Here is a 23,370-nt window from a genome sequence, read left to right on the forward strand (position 1 = left end):
GGACTCCTAACCCTCAAAACACTTTTTGCGGATAAAGTTACAATAAAGGGTACCCCTTGACAAGGGGTACCCTTGAATTTATTTTATATAAAAAACTTACACTTTGTCCAAAGCCTGCGTAAGGTCGGCGATAATGTCTTCGACATTCTCGATACCCACGCTGAAGCGGATCAGGTCAGGCGCGACGCCTGCTTCGATGAGCTGTTCGTCGCTGAGCTGACGGTGCGTGTGGCTTGCCGGGTGCAGCACGCAGCTGCGGGCGTCGGCCACGTGGGTCACGATGCAAATCATCTTGAGGTTGTCCATGAACTGGATGCTCTTTTCACGGCCACCCTTGATACCGAAGGTGAGAACGCCGCACGGGAGGCCACCCTTGAACTGCTTCTTAGCAAGTTCGTGGTACTTGTTGCCCTCGAGGCCCGCGTAGTCGACCCAGGCCACCTTCGGGTGGTTCTGCAGGAACTTCGCACAGGCGAGAGCGTTTTCGCAGTGGCGCGGCATGCGCAGGTGGAGCGTTTCAAGGCCAACGTTCAACAGGAACGCATTCTGCGGAGCCTGGATGCTGCCGAGGTCGCGCATGAGCTGTGCCGTAGCCTTCGTGATGAAGGCGCCCTTGCCGAAAGCCTTCGTGTAGGCAAGGCCGTGGTAGCTCGGATCCGGTTCGGTGAGGCCCTTGAACTTGTCGTGATGGGCTTCCCAGTCGAAGTTTCCGCTATCCACAATGCAGCCACCCACGGCCATGGCGTGACCGTCCATGTACTTGGTGGTGGAATGGGTCACGATGTCAACGCCGAATTCGATCGGGCGGCAGAGAATCGGAGTCGGGAACGTGTTGTCCACAATCATCGGCACGCCGTGCTTGTGGGCAAGCTTCGCGAAGCGCTCCAGGTCCAGAATCTTGCCGGCCGGGTTTGCAACCGTCTCGCCGAAGAAGCACTTGGTGTTCGGGCGGAAGGCCTTCTCGATTTCCTCGTCGCTAGCATCCTGGTCCACGAATGTGCATTCGATGCCCAGCTTCTTCATGGTGACGCTAAAGAGGTTGCTGGTACCGCCGTAAATGGCGCTGGTGCTGATGAAGTGGTCGCCCGCCTCGCAGATGTTGAACACGGCGAAGAAGTTCGCTGCCTGACCGGAACTCGTGAGCATCGCAGCGACACCGCCTTCCATGGCCGCAATCTTGGATGCCACGGCATCGTTAGTCGGGTTCTGCAGGCGCGTGTAGAAGTAGCCGCTAGCCTTCAGGTCAAACAGGTCGGCCATGGCGTTGCTGGACTCGTACTTGAAAGTGGTGCTCTGGTAGATGGGGAGGACGCGGGGGTCGCCGTTTTTCGGCTGCCAGCCGCCCTGGACGCACAAAGTTTCGATCTTGGACATTTCCTTATCCTTTTTCCTAAAATTTTTATGAAATTCAATATAGATAGATCCTATAACCAAGTCTATAAAAAAGTGATAACCAAAGAAAAAAAATGTAAAAAAACACCCCGTTATTAGGTCAAACTTATAGGTAGCCATAACAAAAAGCTATAACACGAACTAAAAAGCCCACTTTTTTGCGCGAAATATCCCCGATCAGAAAAGTCCAACTTCTCCAAGCGGTTTCTATATTTGCGCTCGATGCTCCCCCTTAGCAAAAACTACACCCCGAGACTTCTCCATGGTACGGCGCCGTGGCACTTGCTCGCCATCGTCACCATCACGTTCTGGGGCACAAGTTTCGTGAGCACCAAGGTTCTTTTGAACCACGGTTTTTCGGCGGTACAGATTTTCGCGCTACGTTTCGCCGTCACCTACCTGATACTCCTTGCGGCAAGGCACCGCCAGTTCCGTTGCGAAAGCTGGAAGCACGAACTCCTCCTGTTTATTTGCGGCATTACCGGATGCACGCTCTATTTCTGGACCGAGAACACGGCCCTTACGCTTTCGCCCACAAGCAACGTCTCGCTCATCGTCTGTTCCAGCGCACTCCTGACCATGATTTTCGGCGGAATCTTCTACAAGAGCGAACGCCTCGGCAAGCGACAAATTCTAGGATGTCTCCTAACCTTCACCGGCATGGTACTCGTCGTGCTGAACGGAAAATTCGTCCTCAAGCTTTCTCCCGTCGGAGACTTCATCGCGTTCGGAGGCGCAATCATGTGGGCCGTCTATTCTCTTGTGGTGCGGCAGCTGAACGATAAGTACTCCGCACTGTTCATCACGCGAAAGATGTTCTTTTACGGAAGCATCACCTCGCTTTTCATCATGCTTATCGAGGGGCGCGAGATTCCATGGCAGAATTTCGCGGAGCCCGTCGTTGCGCTCAATTTCCTCTGCCTCACGGTATTTTCTTCGCTGTTCGGCTACCTTATTTGGAATAAAGTATTAAAACAAATCGGAACCGTACTCGCCTCCAATTATGCCTACGCCATCCCGCTGATTACGACCGTTACCGCGGCCATCACACTCGGCGAGCATATCACGGCCGTCGCCATCGCAGGTGCACTCGCCATTGTCGCAGGGATAGTCCTCGCGCAATTCAAACGGAAATAATCAAGCGGAAATAAAAAAAGGAAATGCCCGGCTTTGAACCGGGCAAAACCTTATAAAAACGGGAAAGAGGACTGGCTATTCCTTGTCCTTCTTGTCCGAATTTTCGCCGCAGTGGCAGGGACAATGGTAGCAGTCCCCCGTCTCGGCGAAGTCCTTGCCGCTCCAGCAGTAGGTGCAGAGCTGGTCTTCGGGGAGACCGATGGCCGCGATAACATCGTCGATGCGCTGGAAGGCGAGCGTCGTCAGGTTGAGTTTCTGACGGATGTATTCGACCATTCCCTTGTATTCTTCGCCATCCGGGTTCGTGTACTTTTCGATGTCGGCATTTTCGCCTTCCTTGTCGCGGATGTAGCGACGCGTAATCAAGTCGTACTCGTTCTTGGAACGGGAGAAGTTGATGAACTTGCAGGGGTAAACCAGCGGCGGACAGGCGATACGCATGTGCGTTTCCTTACAGCCGAGAGAATAGAGCTTCAGGGCCTGCTTTCCGAGCTGCGTGCCACGCACGATGGAGTCGTCGCAGAACACAAGACGACGGTCCTTGATGAGCCCCGGAATCGGGATAAGCTTCATCGAGGCGACGCGTTCGCGCTGCTTCTGGTCCTGCGGCATAAAGGAGCGGGCCCAGGTCGGCGTATACTTGACAAAGGGGCGTGCAAACTTGATGCCGGCCTCGTGCGCATAACCTAATGCGTGAGAGGTGCCGGAATCAGGAATACCGCAGGCGGCATCGGCTTCGGTCGGCGTTCTCTTGGCGAGAGCGGAACCGCAGCGGTAGCGCGTCATTTCGACATTGCGGCCTTCGTAGCTGGAAGCGGGATAACCGTAGTAGACCCAGAGGAAGGAGCAGATGGCCATCTTCTTGCCAGGAGCGACGAGTGTCTTGTCGCCATCCGGAGTGAGTTCGACAATTTCACCGGGGCCCATGTCGCGGACATAGTCGTAACCGAGGTTGTGGAGTGCGCAGCTTTCCTGCACGGCAATCATCGAGCCGTCCTTCTTGCCGAGAACGATCGGCGTGCGGCCCCACTTGTCGCGGCTTGCGTAGAACTTTCCTTCGCTGTCCATCAGGAGCACCGAGCAGCTGCCCTTTACCTTTTCGTGGACATACTTGAGGCCATCCACAATCGAATCGCGCGTGGCAATCAGCGCCGACACCACTTCGGTCGGGCCAACCATTCCGCTGGTCGTCGAATACTGGAGCTGCATGCAGTTGTTCTTGAAGAGTTCGTTCTTCAGGTCCTCGATATTCGAGATGAGACCGACGGTAACAAAGGCAAACGTGCCCAGCTTGGAGGTCATCACGAGCGGCTGCGGATCCGTATCGGAAATGACACCGATACCCACCTTGCCCGAAAACGCGGCGAGGTCGTGTTCAAACTTGCTGCGGAACGGGGTGTTCTGGATATTGTGAATCGAACGATGGAATTTACCGCTCGGATTCAAGACTGCCATACCGCCACGGTGGGTTCCAAGATGTGAATGGTAGTCGGTTCCAAAAAAGAGATCACTTACACAGTCTTCTTTAGAAACAACACCGCAAAAGCCGCCCATAAAGACTCCTTGTCGAAAAGGGATTCTGTTTCGCTAAAAGTTAGAAATTTTAGGCGTCCTGCAATACACTTTTTTTCATATTTCGGTGAAGCGGTCCATGGTCGAGCCGTCGGGCAGCAGGACTTTACTTTCAAAATCGTTACGGTCGCGCACCCAAAGCGTTCCCTTCGGGTGGTCGGGGGTTTCGTACTCGCTACGGTAAACGACCAGCGGCTTCACCGACTCGCAGTCAAGCGCATCGGCGGACACCACGGTATAGAGCATCGTCTCTTTCTTGTAGTGGCGGTAACGGTGCCCGGCAATCGCCTTCGACATCAGGCATTCTCCTCAAGCCAGCAGTAATCCTTCGGATGTTCCACGAATTTTTCGGGATGCAGCTTGTGCTTCGCGAAGAATTCCTCGCGGGTCATCCACACGAAGCCGTCCACTTCGCCCGGTTGCGGCACGAGTGACTTTATCTCGTCGTCGGAAAGCGTAATACGGTAGACGTCGTAGTACTCGTTGTCGAGGTAGGAGCCGCCGTTAAGCACGCTTTCGTGCTTGGCCTCGAATAGATATTCGAGGTCGCGCGAACTCTTGTGCACGCCCAGTTCTTCCCGGAGTTCGCGCACGGCGGCGTTCACGCTGGAATCCCCTGCCGAAATGTGCCCGGCACAGCTCGTATCGAGAAGCCCCGGATTATTTTCCTTGACGCGGCTCCGCAGCTGGAACAGGATACGCCTGTTCGAATCGAACGCCCAGATATGCACCGTCCGGTGCCAAAGGCCCTCGGCATGCACCTTGCCGCGTCCGCAAGAGAAACCCGCCGGAGTCCCGTCTGCATTCAATACGTCGATCTGTTCTTCCATCAGAAAAGCTCCTTGAAGATTTGCATCAGCTGGCGATATTTCTGCATCAGCTCGCCATGACGATTACGGACAAAATCATAGTCGCCTTCGTTGCAAGCGAATTCCAGCGTCTTGCTGATACTCGATATTTCCACCGCACCGATATACAGTGCCTTGCTCTTCAGCGAACGCACCAGCAAGCGGTAATTCTCGAAATCTTCTGCCTTGAAGTAAGAATTCAAGATAACATCCGCGTGGTACGACGAAAAATCCATCAGTCTCTTACGGTAAATCGCCTCGTTCATCTGGCAACATTCCAATCCAATGAGCACATCGACCAAACCTGTCGTCATCAGGTTTTCCAGGTCGTCCGGAAGCATCGGCGTTTCCGGTGTCGCCGTCGCCAAAACTTCCGGCCGCTTACGCGGAGGAGCGACAGGAGTATCCTCCTGCAGTTCTTCATCCCTGACTTCTTCTTCGGGGACAACATCGAACCACTGCACCATATCCTTCGGCAGGAATTTCAGGAGCATCGCAAACAACGATTCCTCACGGACAGGCTCCGTCAAGAAATCGGCGTACCCGATCTTCTTGCACACCTCCCTTGCAATCGTCTCGCTGTTCGCCGTCAGCATCACGATGGGAGTATCCTTGTTCGGGTGGTCCGCGAGGCCGCTCATCATCGTGAAAAGATCCATTCCGTCGATCACGGGCATCGCGTGGTCCAGGAACACGATATCGTAATGCTTCCGCTTGAACTTTTCGAGCGCTTCCATCCCGTTATCCACTGCATCCATGTGGATTTCCGTTTCCTTGAGCATACCTCCCATCACGCGCAGATTCATGAGCATGGAATCGACCGCGAGGACAGACGCCGTCGGTGCACAGAAATACCGTGTGCTGTTCCGCGACGACAATTGCAACTCGTCGTAACGCCGCTTGAAATCCCCTACAGGCTCGTTTCTCACAACCTGTTGTGGCAAGACAATCATAAAGGCGGGCTTGTCGTCCAGCAAGGCGTTCAGCTTCAATTCCCCCTGCATCAAGAGAACTAACCGCCTCACCAGAGTCAATCCAATTCCCGTCCAGCCGCTACCCGAATCAGGGACCTTGATAATCAAGTTGATATTGCGGCCGTCCCATTCGCCGTCCTCGGTAACGCGTTCGTAATCGACGAAGATATCCGCCACCGCCCCCGACGAGAACTTTTCGGCATTGAAGAAGATATTGCCCAGAATCTGCCGGACACGGATTTCGTCTCCAAACAACCGCGACGGTATTCGGCTATTGACCTTCAGCTCAAAATTTTTCGTCTTGTTCACGCTATCCGCCGCCGTCAAGCAACCGCTAAGTACCGCGAACAGGTCGTATTCCGTCGACGTAATTTCCAACGAATTCAAGTCAACCTTCGCGATATCTTCCAGGTCATCCGCAAGAGAAAGCAGCCACTGCCCGGCACCAGAAATATTTCGGGTATAATCCTTCAAGGCGGGGTCATGATTTTCCTTGGCAATCACCGAATTCATCGCGAGGATACTCGACAAGGGGGCTCGCATCTCGGTTCCCGCATTGCGCAAAAGCGAAAGCCGTTCCTGATACGGGTCATCAACAGGATCGGCTTCCTTGCGTTGCCGGTGCCGTTCCCTCCGTTTACGATCTATAAAAAAGCAGGCGAATATCCCCAACACGAAAAGAACAACCAGCATTCCGACGACACAGAATACCAGGAACGGAATCCGGTTAAGCCCGGCGCCAACCTTGGATTTCGGCTCCATCCCCACGAGAGAGAATCCACGGTAGCCGAGTTTCGCACGGTAGAAATAGTAGAGTTCACCGCCCACATTTTCACTGACAACCATGGCTCCCGTCCAGCGGTCGCGCAGATTCAGCCGTTCATAAATCCTCGTGTAATCCAACTCACGCCAGCCGGAATCGTTTTTCCAGTTGCCTCTCTTGGACTCAATGACAGGATGGTCGCTACTATCCAGCACCACCATGTAGCATCTTTCGGAGATGCAGTTGTCATCAAAGAAATCATCCACCCCCTTTTCACGATACAGCTTGTAAAGGATATTGCGGATATTTCGATTATGGTAGACAGGGACCGCAAAAAGCAGGCCCTTTCCCTGACGGTAGCAGAAAGTCTTCGCGCCGTGCAACGCTTCGGCCAGGCAACCAAATTCATCCATGGTCACCCCAGTCAACGTGTCTCCCTCGAAATAACCGTCACCGAGCGACAGCAGGCCGTAATTGTAGTTCTTGATATCGAGATCCAGGCTGACAACGCCTCCTCCCAGGTCGGAATGCCTCTCGATATGCCGCGCCATGCCTTCCAGCGCATTTAGACGGACACGGAAATTCTCGTTCGCGAGTTCAGCGACAAGAGTCGACTTCTGCAAGACCTGCCGGGCTTCATACTGGTCCAAAAAACTTTCCAGTTTCACCCTCAACAAAATGCAAACAATGCAGAGGGCGAAAACGACGATGGCCATCCAGACCACCAGCTCTATATTGACCTTAGTACTTCTGGGATTTAATTCCATCGTAAACTCCCTTGACATACCAGTCAAAATGTTCAAGCAAATCTTCGTCGGAAATGCATTCGCCCTTTTCTACGCGAACGTTTCCGTGACTGTCGACAATCGGTCCCCAGAACACATCGTAGCGATTCTTAGCAAGCATTTCCCTTTCATGGGCCACTTTCTTAGAAATTTCTTCGTCAACATGGGCCGACAGCGGAGCAAGATCCACCACGCCACTTTCCATCCCGAGCCAGGACCTTCCCGAAACAAAGTTGCCGGACAAGATGTCGCGAATCCGCGACTCGTAAAAATTTTCCCAGTGCCATACAGGAGCGGTCAAGAAATGATTCGGGAAATACGAGGAATTGTCCATATTGTAACCCACAATCCAGATTCCCTTCTCGTCGGCGATTTCATACGGGGAAAGGGCATCCAGATGCACCGTCAGCACGTCTATATTGTGCGCCCTCAGCAAGCTATGCGTCGCTTCTGCCGACATCGATTCATCTGACCAGGAATGCGTCCAGTTCACAAATACCTTCGCCTGCGGATTCACCTTCTGGACCCCGAGCGCAAACGCATCCAGCCCGCGGACCACCTCGGAAATTTTGAAGGAAGCCAAATAACCGATTTCGTTCGTCTTGGTCTTAAGTCCAGCCACGATTCCCGAAAGATAGCGTATCTGGTAGATGCGTCCATAATAAGTCAACAGGTTCGCCCCCGACCGCACCCCCGCCGCATGCAGGAACTTGACCTTCGGATGTTTCTTGGCAACCGACATCGCAGCCGCACCGAAATCAAACGAGTTCGCAATCACGATTTCGGCGCCATCGGCAATCGCCTTTTCCATATTGTTGTACGCCGTGGAATCGGGTGGAGTATTTTCGTAATACGCCACTTTCAGGTTTAGGCGTTGAGCCACTTTCTCTATGGCCTTACAATGCGACTCGTTCCAGCTGTGATCATTACAGACGCCCCTCATGATCATGGCAACACACACATTTTTCCGCGAATCCTTGCCATCGGAATCATAATCGTACACGACTATAACCGCCACAATGATCGCAGACACCACGATCGACAATGTGATTAGCCACCTAATCATCCTTCCAACCCCTTCTGGATATTGCGAACCAGTTCTGCATGCAAGGCCATCACCAGGTCGTGATTTTCACGGACTATGTTCATACGGGATTCCCGACAGGCGTTTTCAAGATTCTGGAATTTCTCCGCCATGCTGACGGCACCGATTGCCGACGAGGAATCACAGAGGACGTGCATATAGAAAATGTAGTTTTCCCAGTCCTCGTTCCTGAAACAGGTTTCCACATTGCGGTGAAGCGGAGATGCGATGAATTCCTGCAACATTTCGATATAGATATCGCTGTCATCGGCACAGTATTCCAGGCCGGCCTTGATATCCAGGCAATCCTTGAAGGGCGCGAGCTTTTCGTAGGGATTCACCGTCACCTGCAGAAGTTCAATTTCGTCATTATAGGTCGGTGCGGGCATGGGGAGCTGTATCGTGTCGACAGAAGTTTGGGCACCGGCGACCTCCTGGATGTCTTCGCCCGAAAGGACAAGCTGCTTCGGCAAATACCACTTGAGCGCCCGCTGCAAGTCACGCTCCTTGATCGGCTTGGGCAGATAATCGGCAAAACCCATCACCAGGAAAGATTCGCTGACTTCGTTGGAACCTTCCGAAGTGAGCGCGATGACCGGCGTATCCTTGTTGATGAAGTTGTCCAGGGATTTCAACCTGCGATACGTTTCCACGCCATCCATCACCGGCATCATGTGATCCAGGAAAATCAAGTCGTAATGTTTGGACTGCGCAAGCTTCAGGCACTGCGCGCCGCTCACCGCCACGTCCACCTGAACCTTGAATCGCCGCAAGAACCCACGGAGCACCTTGAGATTCTGCTCGACATCGTCCACGATCAGGATGCGCGCCTCGGGGGCAAGGAAAATCCCCGAAAAGTCGCCCCTCTTGCGGCCAAGGCCATTGTACCTCAGGGCAAAATCGCCCATCGGTTCGATATTCAGCACGAGCTGCGGAATCCTGACCGTAAAGGAGGAGCCCTCTCCCAGGCGGCTGTTCACCGTAATTTGGCCCCCGCACTTTTCTACGAGTTCCTTGGTCAAGCACAGGCCGAGACCAATTCCTTCGGAGGGATCATCCATATTCTGCGAAGCAAATTTATTGAAAATCAAGCCCAGCTCGTCTTTCTTGATGCCGGTTCCCGTATCCTTGACCGTAAACGAAAGCATCACGTACTCGTCGGATTTCAGCGTTCCCACTGGAGGAAGGTTCTCGTAATTCACCAGCAAGGTGACCTCGCCCACTTCGGTAAACTTGATCGCATTCGAAAGCAGGTTGTTGATAATCTGGCGTATACGGTTCTCGTCGCCCCACAGGCTCGACGGGATATCCGGATTGCAGTCCACCGTAAAGCGCAACTTCTTTGCCGACGCTTTCAGTTCGTTAGCGCTGTAACAGTCCGCCAGCACCGAAAAGATGTCGTACTCCATTGAGACGATGCTCATCTTACCCGATTCAATCCTGCAGACATCCAGGACGTCATTCACAAGCGACAATATACCCTGTCCCGTATTCTGGATATTCTTCAGGTATTCCTTGAGCCCGTCATCCCGGACTTCCTTCATCACGATAGAATTCATGCCGAGCAGCCCCGTTATCGAAGTGCGGATTTCACGACTCATATTAGTCAAGAATCCGCTTTTCGCCTGGCTTACACGAATCGCCCTGAATCGGTTCATCAAGCTGAGCGACATCAACAGAATCATCAGTACATACAGCAACACGACAACGGCTATTCCCTTGAAAACGTTCCAGTACATTTCGTTCCACAGCACTTTATTTTCAACCATCCGGACCATGAACCAACCGCCTTTGATCGGTGTAGAAAAAACCTGGTAGTCGACACCATCGTAATTGAGCAGGAACTGTTTTTCGCCCGGGGCTTCATTCGAGGATGAGGTGACCCGGTCGGCAAGATTTCTTTCGTCATTATTCCAGAATTCGGAGGATGAATAATTGAGCCCCTGGTTTGCCACATTGCTATGCGCAATGATGAGTCCCTGCTCATCCATGATCATCCAGATGCTGGGCAATGTCCAAGGATTGACAAAGTTTCGCAGTGCGCTCAGTTTCACATTCAGCGCAAGAACGCTTTTCATATCGGAAAGTCGCTTGCTCAAGACGACCATCGATTCCTTGCCCTTGTGAATCGGAATCCGTGCAATATCACCATGGGCGAGCAAGGCCCCCTGGAACCACGGTTCACCAGCAGGGTTGACGGAATCCGCCAGAGGATATTTGCCATACGGCTTTCCGTTGACAAAACCATACAGGTCGCCAAAGCGGGGATTTTCTTCCCTGGTCCGGGTCTTCAGCGACTCGATCTGCCCCGAAACTCCATGATTCTCCACCAGCAGATTGGCCACGCGGCTAGCCATCTTCAAAACGGACTCTTCGCGATTCAAGAAGTTCTCTACCGCGAAAGCATCCTTCTTGTTCAAGAAGGCACACGACTGCAAGATATTCGCCTTGGCCGGGACGGTATAGGCACGAACAAGGTACGACACCGTCGACACGACAATGATCGACACTATCAAAAGGACAATGCCGTAACGCAGCCAAAGCGTTTTATCTTTTTCAATCTTTTGGAAAAGCATACCTTCAAAATATAAGATTTAAAAACGAAATGCAAACGACCGCAACCGAATAAGATGGATTTAGCCCCCCAATACGCGACATTTTAAGGAAAGGTTTTATATTTTAAGGGTATGAAGTTCAATAGGGAAAAATTGGAAGGCCTGCTCAAGGTAGCAGAAACCGAAGGCATTTTCAACAAGGCGGTCGCCGGGTTCATTTTACCTGACGGAAACCGCGAGGTTCTGACACTCAACACGCCCGAAAAAACGGTATTCGACATCGCAAGCCTTACCAAGGTGTGCCCAACGTCTACACTTGCGCTGAGCTATATCCTGGAAGGGTCGCTGTCAGTGGACGCGAAGGTCATCGACTACATCCCCGAATTACAGACAAACTACCGCGAAGATATCCGCGTATTCCATCTGCTGACCCATAGCCTCGACTACCGCGTGCCCATGAAGACCCTGCGCACGCTCCCTGCCGAAGGAATCCTCGACGCACTTTATACGTACCAGTTCGAAAAGGCTCCCGGCGCAGACTTCAACTACGGCAACCCCGCCAGCGTGCTGCTCGGAATCATCCTGCAGCGGCTCAAGGGCAAGGACTTGCAGCAGCAGGGTCGCGAGCGGTTCTTTATTCCGCTCGGCATGACGCGCTCCGGCTGGGATCCGCTCACACGTGACTGGAATCCGATTCCCAAAAGCGAAATTTCGCCGACGGAAATCTGCAGTTTCAGGGGCCGCGAAATCTGCGGAGAAATCCACGACGAAAGCGCCTGGGTGCTGCGGAAACTTTTCCCTGTGGGTAGCGCCGGCATGTTCAGCTGCGTGCCCGACCTTCTGAATTTCGTACAGATGATTTTGAACGACGGCGTCACGAATGTGCCGGGCTGCCCAGCTAACGCAACCGACAGCGCAAAAAAAAGCGCGCAAGGTGCAACGGGCCGCATCACGGAATGCGCGCGGGTCGCCCCTGCAGGCATCTTGAAGATGGTGAGCGAAAACGCCTTTGCACTCGATTCGGCAAGCAAGTACTCCACCGCAAAAAACGCCTGCACCGCCCTCGGCTGGGAACTGAACAGCGAAAAGTTCATGGGGACGCACGTGTCGCCACGCACCTTCGGAAAGACCGGATTCACCGGAGCAAGCATCGTCGCCGACCCCGACCAGGGCGCCGCCGTTGTGCTTCTCAGCAACTTCACCTACCCGCACCGCGAAGCGAACGCCGACCGCATCCACGCCTTCCGCGCAAAACTCAGCGACGCATTCTTTGAGTAGCATAAACTTTACAAGGCCCCAGCCTGCACCGAGCCTTGTCGAAGTGAGTTTGCCGAAGGGCCGAAAAGCCTTCCGCCGAAATCCATTTTTCTACATTTACAGCTGCAATGGAACTTGATGCCGCACATATCGCCCTTTACGCCGCCTATTTCGTGCTAGGCGCTGTCGTGAGCCTTATCAACAGCATCGCGGGCGGCGGTTCAACACTGAGCCTTCCGCTGATGATTTTTCTCGGGCTTCCCGCTACCGTGGCTAACGGCACGAACCGCATCGGGCTCATCATCGGAAACTTCAGCAGCGCCTTCAACCTGGCGCGTCACGGCTACCTGAACAAGCGTCTCTTTTTGCAGCTGGTCACCCCTACGCTGATCGGCGCCCTTGTCGGAGCCTGTTTCCTGGTGCACATCGGCGACAAGCTTTTCCAGGCGATTCTCGCCGTGGTCATCTGCCTTGTGGTAGTCATGAGTAACCTGCGAAAAGATGTTCTGGGCAAGCCCCCTGCAGCGCCCCCCGAAAAGCTCACGCTCAAGGGAGCCCTCGGTTTTTTCGCCATCGCCGTCTACGGTTGTATTGTGCAAGTCGGCGTGGGTTTCGTACAAATTTTCGGTCTCACGCGCTACACGGGACTTTCGCCGATAGAGATCAACGCGCTCAAGAATTCACTCACCAACGTGTTCCTGCTGGTGAGCACCATCGCGCTTGGACTTAACGGGAAAATCGACTGGGCGATTGCCGCCCTGATGGCCGGCGGCGCCTGGGTCGGCGGCTATTTCGGCAGCTTTTTGCAGCGCAAGAAGGGCAACAAGTTCATCCAGCGCTTCATCAGCATTTGCAGCATCGCCATGGCCATCGCGCTCGTGGTGGACTTGATTGTGAAATAAGTCGATCACTTTGACAATTCACTCATCAAACCATATTTTCTTTATTTAGTTCCTGATTTGATTCGTTTTTCGCGGCGTTTGCGGGCGCGGCATTCTTCAAGGGTTTCGCCGAGACCTGCGAGCAATTCCGCAACCAAAGTTTCGTCGCCAGCGGCGAGCAGCTCTTTTTGCGGGCGAGGCAGTTTCTTGATGCGCGCTTCCAGGCGGAGAGCCTCTTCGTGACTATTCAATTCAAATTTTCGCAGAATGCACTCCGGCGGGAACGCCTTGGTGAACTTTGCACCCCGGCCGGATTTATGTTGTTCAAAACGAGCTTCGACATCGACAGCATACCCCGTATAAATGCGGTCTCCCGCACAACGGAGCATATAGACGAAATGAGACATTCTAAAGGATTATCTAGCAACATTACTAATTCAGAATTCCGAAATCCGAATTCTGAATTATTCTTCGTGATGCGCCTTCGACACGATGCTCATGTAGATGGTGCCGAGGATCGCTGCACAGAAGCTACCCAGCAAGATACCGAGCTTCGCGGAATCCTGGCGGTCGCCTACATCGAAGGCGAGGTTTGCCACAAAGAGCGCCATCGTAAATCCGATACCCGCGAGCATGCCGCCGCCCCACAGCACCTTCCAGCTGTAGCTCGGTTTTACCGACACGCCAATCTTCACCGCCAAGAGGCTGAACAGGAAAATGCCGATCGGCTTGCCGAAGATTAATGCCAGCGCCACCGCACCCATCACGGGCACTTCCACGCCGCCGAGTTTGATTTCAACGCCGGCGTTACTGAGCGCAAACAGCGGCATAATGAAGAAGTTCACCCACGGCACGAGCGGCTTGAACAGGCGCTCCTGCATCGAGATACTTTCACGGGCGCCGCGCTTCAGCAGAGTAAACACTTCGTACTGTTCGTTGCGGTCATTCGTTTCGCCCGAGAGCTTTCCGCCGATACTTCCTGCAAAGTTGGCCAATTTGCCCTTCGCGAGCACGGGCTTTGCCGGCACCGAGAGTCCGAGCAGCACGCCCGCAATGGTCGGGTGCACGCCGCTCTTCACGAAGAACGCCCACACGGCAATGCCGATCACGCCGTGCAACAGCATGTTGCGGACACCGATGCGGAACAGCACGTTGATCAGCGCAAGCAGCGCAAATCCGGCGCCCAGCGCAAGGAAGTTGATTCCATCGCCGCTCGGGTAGCCGATCGCAATCACCAGGATCGCGCCGATGTCGTCGGCAATCGCGAGTGTCAAGATCATCACGCGGAGCGCATGCGGCACCTTCTTTCCAAGAATCGCCATGCAGCCTACCACGAACGCGATATCCGTCGCTGTCGGGATTCCCCAGCCGTGCGCGGCACTGTTTGCCCCGTGCGGGCACAGGGTCAAGTAGATTAGTGCGGGGAAAAGCATACCGCCCGCCGCGGCAATAATTGGGAGGCTCGCCGCCTTCGGGTTCCTGAGCTCGCCGTAGGTCATCTCGCCCTTGACTTCGAGACCGATATTGAAGAAGAAAATCGTCATCATCGCGTCGTTGATGAACCAGTGCAGGTCCGCAGACCCCACCCAGCTACCGATCGTCATCGCGATGGACAAATGCCAAAAGTGATGGTAACTTTCAGGAGAAAGGTTCGCCCACAAAAGAGCCGCAATCGTCATGATGATCAGAACGATACCGCCAGTCGTTTCCACCTTCATCAGGCGTTCCACCGGTGTGATAATCTTGCGGATGGATGTTTCCGGGAACAAATCTTCTATCTTGTCGCTGCTCGTAACTTTTGCGGACATAGCTACCTGTTAGTTGGTTGAGTGATTCAGCCTTGCACCTAACAAAATAATCATTTTTTCGAGGTGCGAGAGCATAAATCGATGCAAAACTACGATTTTGGCGATAAAAAGAAAAAAATCGGGGGTGAATATTCCCCATGACCTACAATCCCCCCCCTCTTCCGCTCTCTGCTACATACTAAATGACTCGAAAGCGGCTTTTAGTATGTAATTCCATGCAATTTGCAAAAGTGCTTACATACTGAATCCACTTTTTCTGACGCCAAGTATGTAATTTTCGAACAAATTAATCACATTTTGTCCTCTAAAAAGACCGTTCTGCGATTCAAAATCTGGTTTGAACGGGCTAAAACCTCAATTTTTCCCTGTCTTCACTCAAATTTTACATACTGAGCCGGCTTTTTTTCAATTCAGTATGTAAGCATCGCCCGCAAAGCCACGTTTTTCGCCCCTATATACTTCTATTAACATCCAGCAGCCCGCGGCACCTAGCCGGAGCCAAAAACTCACGAATGCGTCAGGCCATCATTTGACCGGCAAAACACGCCATTTGACAAAATTTGCATTATTTTGTACATTAGCAGCATTCCCAAGCGTTTGGTATGTCATAACAACATATCAGCGCTTTTTTTAACAAGGAAAAAAATGGGAATACAATATACACCTCCACAAAACGACTCGCTGGTTCTTGCGGCGATTAGGCAACGCTCGTTACTTCGTGAGCAGCTCGCTAAAATTCCTCCAAAGCCAAGACATGTTCCAATAGGAAACCTTCGCGTTGTAACAAACCACAATCGTCCGCAATATTACATTGTCAACTCAAGCGATGCGCCCAACGGCACCTACCTTCCGCGCAAGGAGATTCGCAAGGCGCAGGCGATTGCCCAGCGCGATTACAACAGGGACGCGGCGGACGCCCTCAAAAAGCAGATCTCGACCATCGACCGGTTTCTTGCAGATTACCGACCAGGAGCGCTTGACGCAACCTACACCGAACTGCATCCGGGCCGCCGCGTCCTTGTTGCGCCCGTGCACGAACCTGACGAAGACTTTATCGCCGCATGGCTGCATCATCCCTATACGGGCAAGCCCTTCGAAATCAACGCTCCCGAATTCTACACGGGCACGGGCGTGCGCGTCCGCTCCAAGTCCGAAGTCATCATCGCGGACGCGCTCAGTCGCGCAGGAGTCCCCTTCCGCTACGAATACCCCACGAGCGTCAAGGGCTGGGGCACGCTCTACCCCGACTTTACCTGCCTCGACAAGCGTTCCCGCGAAGAAATCATCTGGGAGCACTTCGGACTCATGAGTGCCCCAGACTACGCCGAGAAAACCGTCCAGAAGATTGCCCACTATGCGGCGAGCGGCTACATTCTCGGCAAAAATTTCATCGCCACCTTCGAGACTGCCGCTAAAGCGCTCTCCGTGAAGCAGGTCGAACATTACATCAGGGCGTTGCTTATATGAAGGCAAGGAATACCCCATCGGCATTTTCTAATGTTCCCGCCGTACAAACATAAGCGGATTACTCCCCGCCCCCATACTTTTGTATATTCTTATTGAAAATAGGAGAAGCCCGGCTAATCTTGCACAGTCACCATTAAGTCGTCAGACGATAGGGGCCTGGACAGCAGGGCACGACACGAAAATGCTAGATAAAGAAGTTTTGAAGACCGTGAGCCGCATCGAACTTTCCGTTCGCGGCACGCTCGACACCGTGATGACCGGCGCCTACCACAGTTCGTTCAAGGGGAACGGCATGGAGTTCAGCGAGGTCCGCGAATACATGCCGGGCGACGACGTGCGTACCATCGACTGGAACGTGACCGCACGAACGGGCACGCCATACGTAAAGAAGTTTATCGAAGAACGCGAAATGACCATGCTCCTCATGGTCGACGCGTCCAGCAGCTCGGAATTCGGTTCCGGCAAGCAGATGAAGGGAGAGGTCATGGCGACCTTGACCGCGCTCCTCGCCTTTGCCGCCATCAAGAACAACGACAAGGTCGGCCTGCTGATTTACACCGACCAGGTGGAACTCTTTATTCCGCCGGAGAAGGGCCGCAAGCACGTGCTGCGGCTCATCCGCGAAATCCTTTACTTTAAGCCGCAGCACCACGGCACGAACACGCAGGTGGCGCTCGAGTACGCCGGCAAAATTCTGAATCGTCGTGCCGTCGTCGTGGTGATGAGCGACTTTTTGGACGAAGGTTTCGAGAACGCCTTCAAGATTCTCCGTAAGCGCCACGACGTGCTTGCCGTCTCGGTGGTGGACCCGCGTGAAATGGAACTCCCGCCCGCAGGCCTTGTGGAACTTGAAGATCCCGAAACCGGCGAAACGCTCCTGATCGATACCGGCGACGCCGCCTTCCGCGAAGCATTCGCCCGCGAGGCAAAGCGCCAGGGCAAGGCGACCAAGGAACTCTTCCAGCGCATGTCCATCGACTTCGTGCGCATCGAGACCCACGACGACTTCAAGGAAACGGTCGCCCCGCTCATCGAGCACTTCCGCCGCCGCGCCAAGAAGAACCGTTCGTAATCACTAGCCATAACAACGAAATTATAAAAGCCCTCAATTATTATTGAGGGCTTATTTTGTTCGCCGTCAAACAGCAAGAAACCGTGCAGGCTTTCGCCCACACGGTCCCTTACCACAACACACCGGCATGACGCACGGTATTTTTTTTAGAGAGGAAGTGTTTTAAACGCGCCGCGTTTAGAAACCCATGGTGCGGCCGGCGTGCGCATCCTTCGCCTGCAGCTCCTTGCGGAGTTCCGCCTCGATGCGGCTTGCGGTGCGCACACTTTCGGGCAGGAAACGCAGACGGCCATTCACCGCGTTGAAGTCGCCCGGCGTAAGCATCGGGAGACTTGCAACGGTATCCGGGCAGGAGAGCGTCGGGAAGAACACGTCCCACATGTGACGGACACCTTCGGGCTTCAGGTAGCCGAACCCGAGTTTCAGCGCGAAGCGACGGCGGCTCGCCGCATCCAGCGAACTGTCGAAGTTCGTCGCCGCGATGAAGATTCCCTTGAAGCTTTCCATACGGGTGAGGATTTCGTTCACCTTCGAGACTTCGTGTCCCTGCATGGCTCCGCTGCGGTCGCGCAGGAAACTGTCGGCCTCGTCGAAGAACAGGATCGACTTGGTGCGTTCGGCCTCTTCAAAGGCGGCGGCAATCTGCGCTTCCGTCTGACCCACGAACATTCCCAGAAGGTCGCTCGCCTTGCGCACCACGAGGTTGCGGCCCAAGGTGCGCGCAATATGGCGCACGAATTCCGTCTTGCCGGTACCCGGAGGACCGTAGAGCAGGATGTTCAGCGAGTTCGGCGCCGAATTTTCGTCAAGGCCCTTCCACACCGCATCGTAAGCCTGCACGACCTCCATAATTTCGTCGACGGAGCCCTCGATATTGAGGCCGCCCAGCGAATACGACGGAGCGTGACATTCCACGTCGCGAAGCGTCCCGTTCTTGATTCCGAGAAGTTGCGTATGCGCCTTCAGGATACGCGCCATGGTCGGGTACGCCTGGGTCGCGGCACCGCAGGCAAGCAGGTCACGCGTGCGCTGCGTCGCGAGCGTAAACCCGCCGGCCATCGCAGGGTATTCCACCACGAGCTTCAGCTTTTCTTCGGGCGAAAGCATCGTTTCGGCAGACTGCGCCTTGAGTACGGAATCGAGCATACTCAGGCGTTCGTCCTTGGAAAGCCCCTTGAACGCAATCGAGAAATCGAAGCGGCGACGGGTACTCCCTTCCGTAAAGTGCAGGGAATTGGTAATCCAGATGACGGGCGTATGCAGCGTTTCGAAGAAGTGATTCAGGCTCCCCTTCTCGAATCCGTTCAGCACCAGGTCCGCCTCGTCGATCATGATGATGCCTGGCTCCTGTTCGCACTGCCAGTTGGCAAGCATCGCCGCACGGACGCGGTAATACATCAGGCTCTGCGTGCGCGATTCCATACGGCGTCCCGGTTCCGCATTGTCGGCATCGATACTCACTTCCCACAGCGGGAGTCCGGCTTCCTTCGCAATCGCCTTCGCAAGTTCGGTCTTTCCGGAACCTTCCACACCGTAGAACAAAATGTTCAGCGGATGCTTGTAGTCATGGTTCTTGACCATGTCGAGCGCAAGCTGCGCATCGGGATTTCCGCCCTGCAGCTGCGCAAACGGGATTGTCCCCGGTTCGGCAAGACGGAACGCCTTGAGTCCCGTGCTGTCGCCGTAGCCGTTCAGGTAGGCCTGCACCTCCGGGGGAATGTCCAGATCGTCGTCGCACAGGTTGAGCATGCGGAGCGTACCGTTCTTGCCCAAAAGACTCGAAACGTAATCCTGGTCGAGGCCGGTCGCACGGGCAAGCTCACGGAGCAGGCTCTGCGTGATGTTCGGCGGTCCAAAATGACGGCGGCGGCGACCAAAGAATTCCCCGTCCGAATCGATCTGCAGATCTTCCCGATTGTGCAGCCACATGTACACGAGCATCTCGGTCTCGTCGTCATTCAGACGGTAGGTCTCCTTGACCTTCTGCACGCGCTTGTAGACACGGTCGTTTTCCGAGACCCCCCGCGAGAGCATCTTGAGCGCATACTTCTCGAAGTTCTCGCAGATGACATTCTGCACGCGCTTGTACAGGAACGGCGCCATCGAAGAAGGCTCGACATCGGCTATCGTCTTGAGCAGATTCCCAGTCACCTGTTCGCGGGCGCCCAGCTTGATTTCCTTACGATAGCGGCAAATCTGCCTCAAGAAACGGCTGTCGCAATATTCTGTATCCATCACGACATCGCCATCATCGAATGCCTCTTCTTCATCGAGGAGGTCGTCAAAGAGTTCGTCTTCGATTCCATCGCAATCCCGTTCATTGCTGAACTCGACCGGTTGCTTCTTCTTTTTCGCCACCGTGCGTTTCGGCTTGATGTAGCCGCCGAGAGTCTCGATAAACCCTTCCACGATGGCGCTGCGGTAAGGCTCGTTCACCAGGCGGATGGCAATTTCCTTGTTCAAGCTTTCGGGGCTGTCACGGACAATGCGCACCCAGTACTCCAGGATCTTGAGGTCCGCAAAATCCAGCCTGTTCGATCTTGCGCCGGAGCGCTTGTCCGTCTTCTTAAGGTTCTGATAAACCTTCTTAAAATACTGATCGTCTTTCTTCATCATATCCCTCTTTATTATACAGTCTGTGAAATTAAGCCGCCAGGAAGTAGCGGAAGTCCTTGTCGACGCCCTTCTCTACAAGGAGCTTGCGGATGGCCTTCAGGCGGTTATAGACCGTGGCACGGGTACAGTCCAGAGCCTTCGCCGTTTCGGATTCTTCGTAGCGGTCGCAACGCTCGAGAGTCGCAAGGTGCGTCTCGCAGAAGTCCAGCAGTTCCTTGGCACCGCCCAGTGCATCCAACATCGTCGACATCAATTCCTTCAATTCGATTCTATACTCTATATCGTCATTAAGGTCGGCATTTGTCAAATCCCCATTTTCGACGGAACCGTAGGCACACATCGAGAGGATTTCGTCCTCGCTCATGTCCTCTTCGAACGACATCTTGTCGCAGGACACTTCGCGGTCGGCGCGTTCCGAATTGGTGCACTTTTCGTCGTGGAACCTCCAGTAGACCTTGTTGTAGAGGTAAGTGACGAAAGAGGCTTTGTGCGACGGATCATAAAGCATGACCGCGTCGTCGAAGGTCTCGTAGACTTCGCCCATGAGGAAGTCGCGGCGGGCGGCATCGTTCATGCCACGCATGGCGAAATCCGGTTCCATGGTACGGGAAAGACGGACCGCATACTTCATCAGGGACTTTTCGTGGATGTTCCAAAGGCGGCGTACCACCTGGGAACGGTCGGCAGGATTGAGCTGGGCGATTTTGATGAGGGACAGGGCTTCCTGACTGTACATAGTGCTCCTTTTTTTGAAAGACGACAATTCAAAACCCCTTTGGAACTCCCAAAGGATAAACGGTTTATACCAAACAGGCGAAAAGCCCGCTTTAAAAACTATTTTATTTGATACTGGCGGCTACTTTTAAATATAGCCAATTTCCAATGACACTTTCTGACAATTTTCTCGAAACAGAAATAAAACTAAACGTCATAATTAATTAATGATAGAAAATTCTCCAAGTTCTGGCAAGTCGTACTTTTGTAAATTTTTCTTTCAATTCTTGACGGGAGAAAGCGGAAATTACAAAAAGACGCACCACACTTACTTTATCGTCTTTTATTTTCTAATTATCAAAAGAAAAAACAAAAAAAATTGAGGGTACGCTAACGCGAGCCCATTATGCAAGAAAAACGATGCAGGGCAATCACGCGGGCCTGTACCCGAGCAGCTTCATGCTATAGAGGGCAGTCCCCTTGCTGATGCTCCGGACTCCGGTGGCATAGCCGAAGATATTGCGCAGCGGGACATCGGCCTTCAAGAAATGCGTCCTGCCGTCGCCCCCGATTTCCTTCACCTTGCCGTCGCGGGACTGGATATCGCCCGTCACGAGCCCCGCAAAATTCACGGGGCATTCCAGCGAAAGTTCCATGATGGGTTCGTAGAGCTGCACATCGGCAGGTTTGATGAGCTTGACGACCGCATCGGCGCAGGCCTTCTTGATCATGGGCGGCAGCGCCCCCTCGGTCCAGGAGAATTCGTGGACCTCGAAGCGGACGCCGACCAGGGCCCCCTTGCCGAGCACGCCCACTTCGGTCGATTCCAGGAGCGCAGAGCGCACACCCGCCAAAATTTCGCGGGGAGCCGCCTCGAGGAATTCCGCGGAAAGGCGGATGTCGTGGGCGCCGCCCTCGAGCGGTGTCGCCGAAAGCTTGATAGAAATCTTATGGGGGCCGAGCTGGAAGGTATTCTCTACCGGCCCCACCGCATGACAGAGGCGTTCCTGCCAACGCACCTCGGGAGCCCCCGCTCGCACCTCGCAGCCGAACTCGCGCTTGAGGCGGGCCAGCAGCACGTCCAGCTGCACCTCGCCCACCGTATGCAAATACCAGAATCCGCCATCGTCTTTCTGCACGCGGAAACTCGGATCCATGCGGCTAAGCGTATTCAGGCTCTTTTCCACGTGGAGGTAATCCTCGGAACCCAGGCACTCGATACGCGTCTGCAGCAGGGGCTGGTACCTGTCGCGGATAGAGGAATGAGCGCGCTCCCCTTGGTCGCTTTGAGGTATGGGGTCGCTCCGCCCTTCGGGCGTCACTTTGAGGATTTGTCCCAATTCGGTTTCGAACGGGGTTCGCATGGCATAGATATCGCCCGAACGGATCTCGTCGACCGGCTGCAGCAAGTTCGCCTTGAGCCGCGAAAACTCGAAACCCGCGGGCCACTCCTTGCGCTCCATGTCGGCATGGCTACGGAAAAGCGAAATTTCGCCCACGCCCTTGAAATGCCGCAAGCGGATCACCTGCCCGAGCTCGCCTTCGGCAAACTCGGGCGCATCCGGCAAGAAGAACGAAAGAGCCGTCACCAGGCTACGAACGCCGAAGCCATCCATCGCCGAACCCGCGTAGCAGAGCGCATAATCGTCGCTCTTCGCCAGTTCCTTGAGGGCGCGCAGGAGCATCTTCGGAGGAACCGCCTTCCCCTCGAGCGCAAGCCCCAGCACCTCGTCGTCAAAGTTGCTCGCGAATTCCACCGCCTCGGCGTAATGCTTGTCGAGCTTCGCGGTCGATCCGCTCACCTCGCCCGCCTGCGGCCAGGAATCGTCCACGACCTCCTCGCCGGACGCTGAATGCACCAGGCGGCTCCTGCTCAGCACATCGAGCACGCCCGTCATCTTGCCGCCGCTGTATTCGGGGAGCGTCATCAGCACCGGGCGCACGCCCAGCACCTCCTCGATATTGATCAGCGTCTCGTCCAGCGAATAGCCGGGATTGTCAAGCTTGTTTACAAACAAAATAGTACGTACGCCCGCCTCGCGCAACTTGCGGAACGCGGCCACCGTCTGCGTTTCCACACCGCTCGCGGCACTCACCACGAGCACGGCCCCTTCGACCGCCGTAAGCGCGGTATCCACCTCGGCACCGAAATCCACATGCCCCGGCGTATCGATAAAGTTGAACCAGGTATTTTTCCACTCGAAATGAGCGACACCGCTTTCGATAGTGATACCGCGGTCCTTTTCTTCGGGCAGGTAGTCCATCGTCGCGAGCCCTTCCTCGACCTTGCCTGGCCTGCGCACCTCGCCGGCCGCAAAAAGAATCCGCTCGGAAAGCGTCGTCTTTCCGGCATCCACATGGGCAAGAATCGCGATATTTCGAATGGGCTGCAACATCTACATTTCAATGTAGAAAATGTTCGGCCCCTTCGCCTCAAGGGGCGCC

The 23,370-nt window shown here is 54.3% G+C and carries 17 protein-coding genes; 5 read left to right on the top strand and 12 right to left on the bottom strand.

Translation table 11 applies throughout. From position 1 onward, the window contains the following. Nucleotides 1-96 precede the first annotated feature (96 nt). Nucleotides 97-1,374, bottom strand: coding sequence for an O-acetylhomoserine aminocarboxypropyltransferase/cysteine synthase family protein (locus tag BUA93_RS11845; RefSeq protein ID WP_072979689.1), 1,278 nt, complete (start codon nucleotides 1,372-1,374; stop codon nucleotides 97-99). A 240-nt stretch (nucleotides 1,375-1,614) separates the two neighbouring features. Between BUA93_RS11845 and BUA93_RS11850 the strand changes: the two genes are divergently transcribed. Further along, entirely contained in the window at nucleotides 1,615-2,529 is a 915-nt protein-coding gene (locus tag BUA93_RS11850) for a DMT family transporter (protein ID WP_072979691.1), read from the top strand. Nucleotides 2,530-2,604: 75 nt separating this feature from the next. On the opposite strand, the gene BUA93_RS11855 is transcribed toward BUA93_RS11850, so the two are convergent. The 6 genes from BUA93_RS11855 to BUA93_RS11880 form a co-directional block, all read right to left on the bottom strand. Further along, nucleotides 2,605-4,083 (bottom strand): amidophosphoribosyltransferase, encoded by a 1,479-nt coding sequence (locus tag BUA93_RS11855; protein WP_072979693.1) that lies wholly within the window; start codon nucleotides 4,081-4,083, stop codon nucleotides 2,605-2,607. A gap of 75 nt (nucleotides 4,084-4,158) precedes the next feature. Further along, the gene (locus BUA93_RS11860; protein WP_072979695.1) at nucleotides 4,159-4,398 is read right to left on the bottom strand and encodes a DUF1653 domain-containing protein; all 240 of its coding nucleotides are present in this window, start codon (nucleotides 4,396-4,398) and stop codon (nucleotides 4,159-4,161) included. Beyond that, nucleotides 4,398-4,931 carry an NUDIX hydrolase gene (locus tag BUA93_RS11865; RefSeq protein WP_254793970.1) on the bottom strand — a complete coding sequence of 178 codons (534 nt, stop codon included), beginning with the start codon at nucleotides 4,929-4,931 and terminating at the stop codon, nucleotides 4,398-4,400. Before BUA93_RS11865 ends, BUA93_RS11860 begins: the two co-directional genes overlap by 1 nt. Next, the gene (locus BUA93_RS11870) at nucleotides 4,931-7,453 is read right to left on the bottom strand and encodes a response regulator (protein WP_175547433.1); all 2,523 of its coding nucleotides are present in this window, start codon (nucleotides 7,451-7,453) and stop codon (nucleotides 4,931-4,933) included. The genes BUA93_RS11865 and BUA93_RS11870 overlap by 1 nt, the downstream gene beginning before the upstream one ends. Continuing rightward, a complete protein-coding gene (locus tag BUA93_RS11875) occupies nucleotides 7,428-8,537 on the bottom strand; it encodes a BMP family ABC transporter substrate-binding protein (protein WP_083597405.1) in 1,110 nt (369 codons plus the stop codon). Before BUA93_RS11875 ends, BUA93_RS11870 begins: the two co-directional genes overlap by 26 nt. Then, nucleotides 8,534-11,131 carry a hybrid sensor histidine kinase/response regulator gene (locus tag BUA93_RS11880; protein ID WP_072979703.1) on the bottom strand — a complete coding sequence of 866 codons (2,598 nt, stop codon included), beginning with the start codon at nucleotides 11,129-11,131 and terminating at the stop codon, nucleotides 8,534-8,536. The genes BUA93_RS11875 and BUA93_RS11880 overlap by 4 nt, the downstream gene beginning before the upstream one ends. Before the next feature lie 111 nt (nucleotides 11,132-11,242). Here BUA93_RS11880 and BUA93_RS11885 point away from each other — a divergent pair, with 111 nt between their 5' ends. Both BUA93_RS11885 and BUA93_RS11890 read left to right on the top strand, forming a co-directional pair. After that, entirely contained in the window at nucleotides 11,243-12,388 is a 1,146-nt protein-coding gene (locus tag BUA93_RS11885) for a serine hydrolase domain-containing protein (protein ID WP_072979705.1), read from the top strand. Between the two features lie 107 nt (nucleotides 12,389-12,495). After that, nucleotides 12,496-13,269 carry a sulfite exporter TauE/SafE family protein gene (locus BUA93_RS11890; protein WP_072979707.1) on the top strand — a complete coding sequence of 258 codons (774 nt, stop codon included), beginning with the start codon at nucleotides 12,496-12,498 and terminating at the stop codon, nucleotides 13,267-13,269. Between the two features lie 41 nt (nucleotides 13,270-13,310). On the opposite strand, the gene BUA93_RS11895 is transcribed toward BUA93_RS11890, so the two are convergent. Both BUA93_RS11895 and nhaA read right to left on the bottom strand, forming a co-directional pair. Next, the gene (locus BUA93_RS11895; RefSeq protein WP_072979709.1) at nucleotides 13,311-13,655 is read right to left on the bottom strand and encodes a GIY-YIG nuclease family protein; all 345 of its coding nucleotides are present in this window, start codon (nucleotides 13,653-13,655) and stop codon (nucleotides 13,311-13,313) included. 57 nt (nucleotides 13,656-13,712) lie between these two features. Beyond that, nucleotides 13,713-15,056: a Na+/H+ antiporter NhaA gene (gene nhaA, locus BUA93_RS11900; RefSeq protein ID WP_072979711.1), complete on the bottom strand. Its 1,344-nt coding sequence runs from the start codon at nucleotides 15,054-15,056 to the stop codon at nucleotides 13,713-13,715. 645 nt (nucleotides 15,057-15,701) lie between these two features. Between nhaA and BUA93_RS11905 the strand changes: the two genes are divergently transcribed. Next, nucleotides 15,702-16,523 (top strand): hypothetical protein, encoded by an 822-nt coding sequence (locus BUA93_RS11905; protein ID WP_072979713.1) that lies wholly within the window; start codon nucleotides 15,702-15,704, stop codon nucleotides 16,521-16,523. Nucleotides 16,524-16,704: 181 nt separating this feature from the next. Further along, nucleotides 16,705-17,595 (top strand): DUF58 domain-containing protein, encoded by an 891-nt coding sequence (locus BUA93_RS11910; protein WP_072979715.1) that lies wholly within the window; start codon nucleotides 16,705-16,707, stop codon nucleotides 17,593-17,595. A 177-nt stretch (nucleotides 17,596-17,772) separates the two neighbouring features. Here BUA93_RS11910 and BUA93_RS11915 read toward each other — a convergent pair whose 3' ends face one another. The 3 genes from BUA93_RS11915 to BUA93_RS11925 all read right to left on the bottom strand — a co-directional run bounded on the left by BUA93_RS11915 (nucleotide 17,773) and on the right by BUA93_RS11925 (nucleotide 23,321). After that, nucleotides 17,773-20,211: an AAA family ATPase gene (locus BUA93_RS11915; RefSeq protein WP_072979717.1), complete on the bottom strand. Its 2,439-nt coding sequence runs from the start codon at nucleotides 20,209-20,211 to the stop codon at nucleotides 17,773-17,775. A 28-nt stretch (nucleotides 20,212-20,239) separates the two neighbouring features. Continuing rightward, nucleotides 20,240-20,947, bottom strand: a complete 708-nt coding sequence (locus BUA93_RS11920; protein ID WP_072979719.1) for a hypothetical protein — start codon at nucleotides 20,945-20,947, stop codon at nucleotides 20,240-20,242. Nucleotides 20,948-21,356: 409 nt separating this feature from the next. Next, nucleotides 21,357-23,321, bottom strand: coding sequence for a GTP-binding protein (locus BUA93_RS11925; RefSeq protein ID WP_072979721.1), 1,965 nt, complete (start codon nucleotides 23,319-23,321; stop codon nucleotides 21,357-21,359). Nucleotides 23,322-23,370: the final 49 nt, after the last annotated feature.

The sequence above is a fragment of the Fibrobacter sp. UWH4 genome, from assembly GCF_900142475.1.
In the GTDB taxonomy this organism is placed as follows: Bacteria; Fibrobacterota; Fibrobacteria; order Fibrobacterales; family Fibrobacteraceae; genus Fibrobacter.

What these genes read in the sequence shown, in the direction of transcription:
- BUA93_RS11920 (WP_072979719.1), bottom strand. Translation starts at nt 20,947, where the DNA reads ATGTACAGTCAGGAAGCCCTGTCCCTCATCAAAATCGCCCAGCTCAAT.
- BUA93_RS11875 (WP_083597405.1), bottom strand. Translation starts at nt 8,537, where the DNA reads ATGATTAGGTGGCTAATCACATTGTCGATCGTGGTGTCTGCGATCATT.
- BUA93_RS11880 (WP_072979703.1), bottom strand. Translation starts at nt 11,131, where the DNA reads ATGCTTTTCCAAAAGATTGAAAAAGATAAAACGCTTTGGCTGCGTTAC.
- BUA93_RS11915 (WP_072979717.1), bottom strand. Translation starts at nt 20,211, where the DNA reads ATGATGAAGAAAGACGATCAGTATTTTAAGAAGGTTTATCAGAACCTT.
- BUA93_RS11895 (WP_072979709.1), bottom strand. Translation starts at nt 13,655, where the DNA reads ATGTCTCATTTCGTCTATATGCTCCGTTGTGCGGGAGACCGCATTTAT.
- nhaA (WP_072979711.1), bottom strand. Translation starts at nt 15,056, where the DNA reads ATGTCCGCAAAAGTTACGAGCAGCGACAAGATAGAAGATTTGTTCCCG.
- BUA93_RS11925 (WP_072979721.1), bottom strand. Translation starts at nt 23,321, where the DNA reads ATGTTGCAGCCCATTCGAAATATCGCGATTCTTGCCCATGTGGATGCC.
- BUA93_RS11890 (WP_072979707.1), top strand. Translation starts at nt 12,496, where the DNA reads ATGGAACTTGATGCCGCACATATCGCCCTTTACGCCGCCTATTTCGTG.
- BUA93_RS11905 (WP_072979713.1), top strand. Translation starts at nt 15,702, where the DNA reads ATGGGAATACAATATACACCTCCACAAAACGACTCGCTGGTTCTTGCG.
- BUA93_RS11855 (WP_072979693.1), bottom strand. Translation starts at nt 4,083, where the DNA reads ATGGGCGGCTTTTGCGGTGTTGTTTCTAAAGAAGACTGTGTAAGTGAT.
- BUA93_RS11845 (WP_072979689.1), bottom strand. Translation starts at nt 1,374, where the DNA reads ATGTCCAAGATCGAAACTTTGTGCGTCCAGGGCGGCTGGCAGCCGAAA.
- BUA93_RS11860 (WP_072979695.1), bottom strand. Translation starts at nt 4,398, where the DNA reads ATGTCGAAGGCGATTGCCGGGCACCGTTACCGCCACTACAAGAAAGAG.
- BUA93_RS11885 (WP_072979705.1), top strand. Translation starts at nt 11,243, where the DNA reads ATGAAGTTCAATAGGGAAAAATTGGAAGGCCTGCTCAAGGTAGCAGAA.
- BUA93_RS11910 (WP_072979715.1), top strand. Translation starts at nt 16,705, where the DNA reads ATGCTAGATAAAGAAGTTTTGAAGACCGTGAGCCGCATCGAACTTTCC.
- BUA93_RS11870 (WP_175547433.1), bottom strand. Translation starts at nt 7,453, where the DNA reads ATGGAATTAAATCCCAGAAGTACTAAGGTCAATATAGAGCTGGTGGTC.
- BUA93_RS11865 (WP_254793970.1), bottom strand. Translation starts at nt 4,931, where the DNA reads ATGGAAGAACAGATCGACGTATTGAATGCAGACGGGACTCCGGCGGGT.
- BUA93_RS11850 (WP_072979691.1), top strand. Translation starts at nt 1,615, where the DNA reads ATGCTCCCCCTTAGCAAAAACTACACCCCGAGACTTCTCCATGGTACG.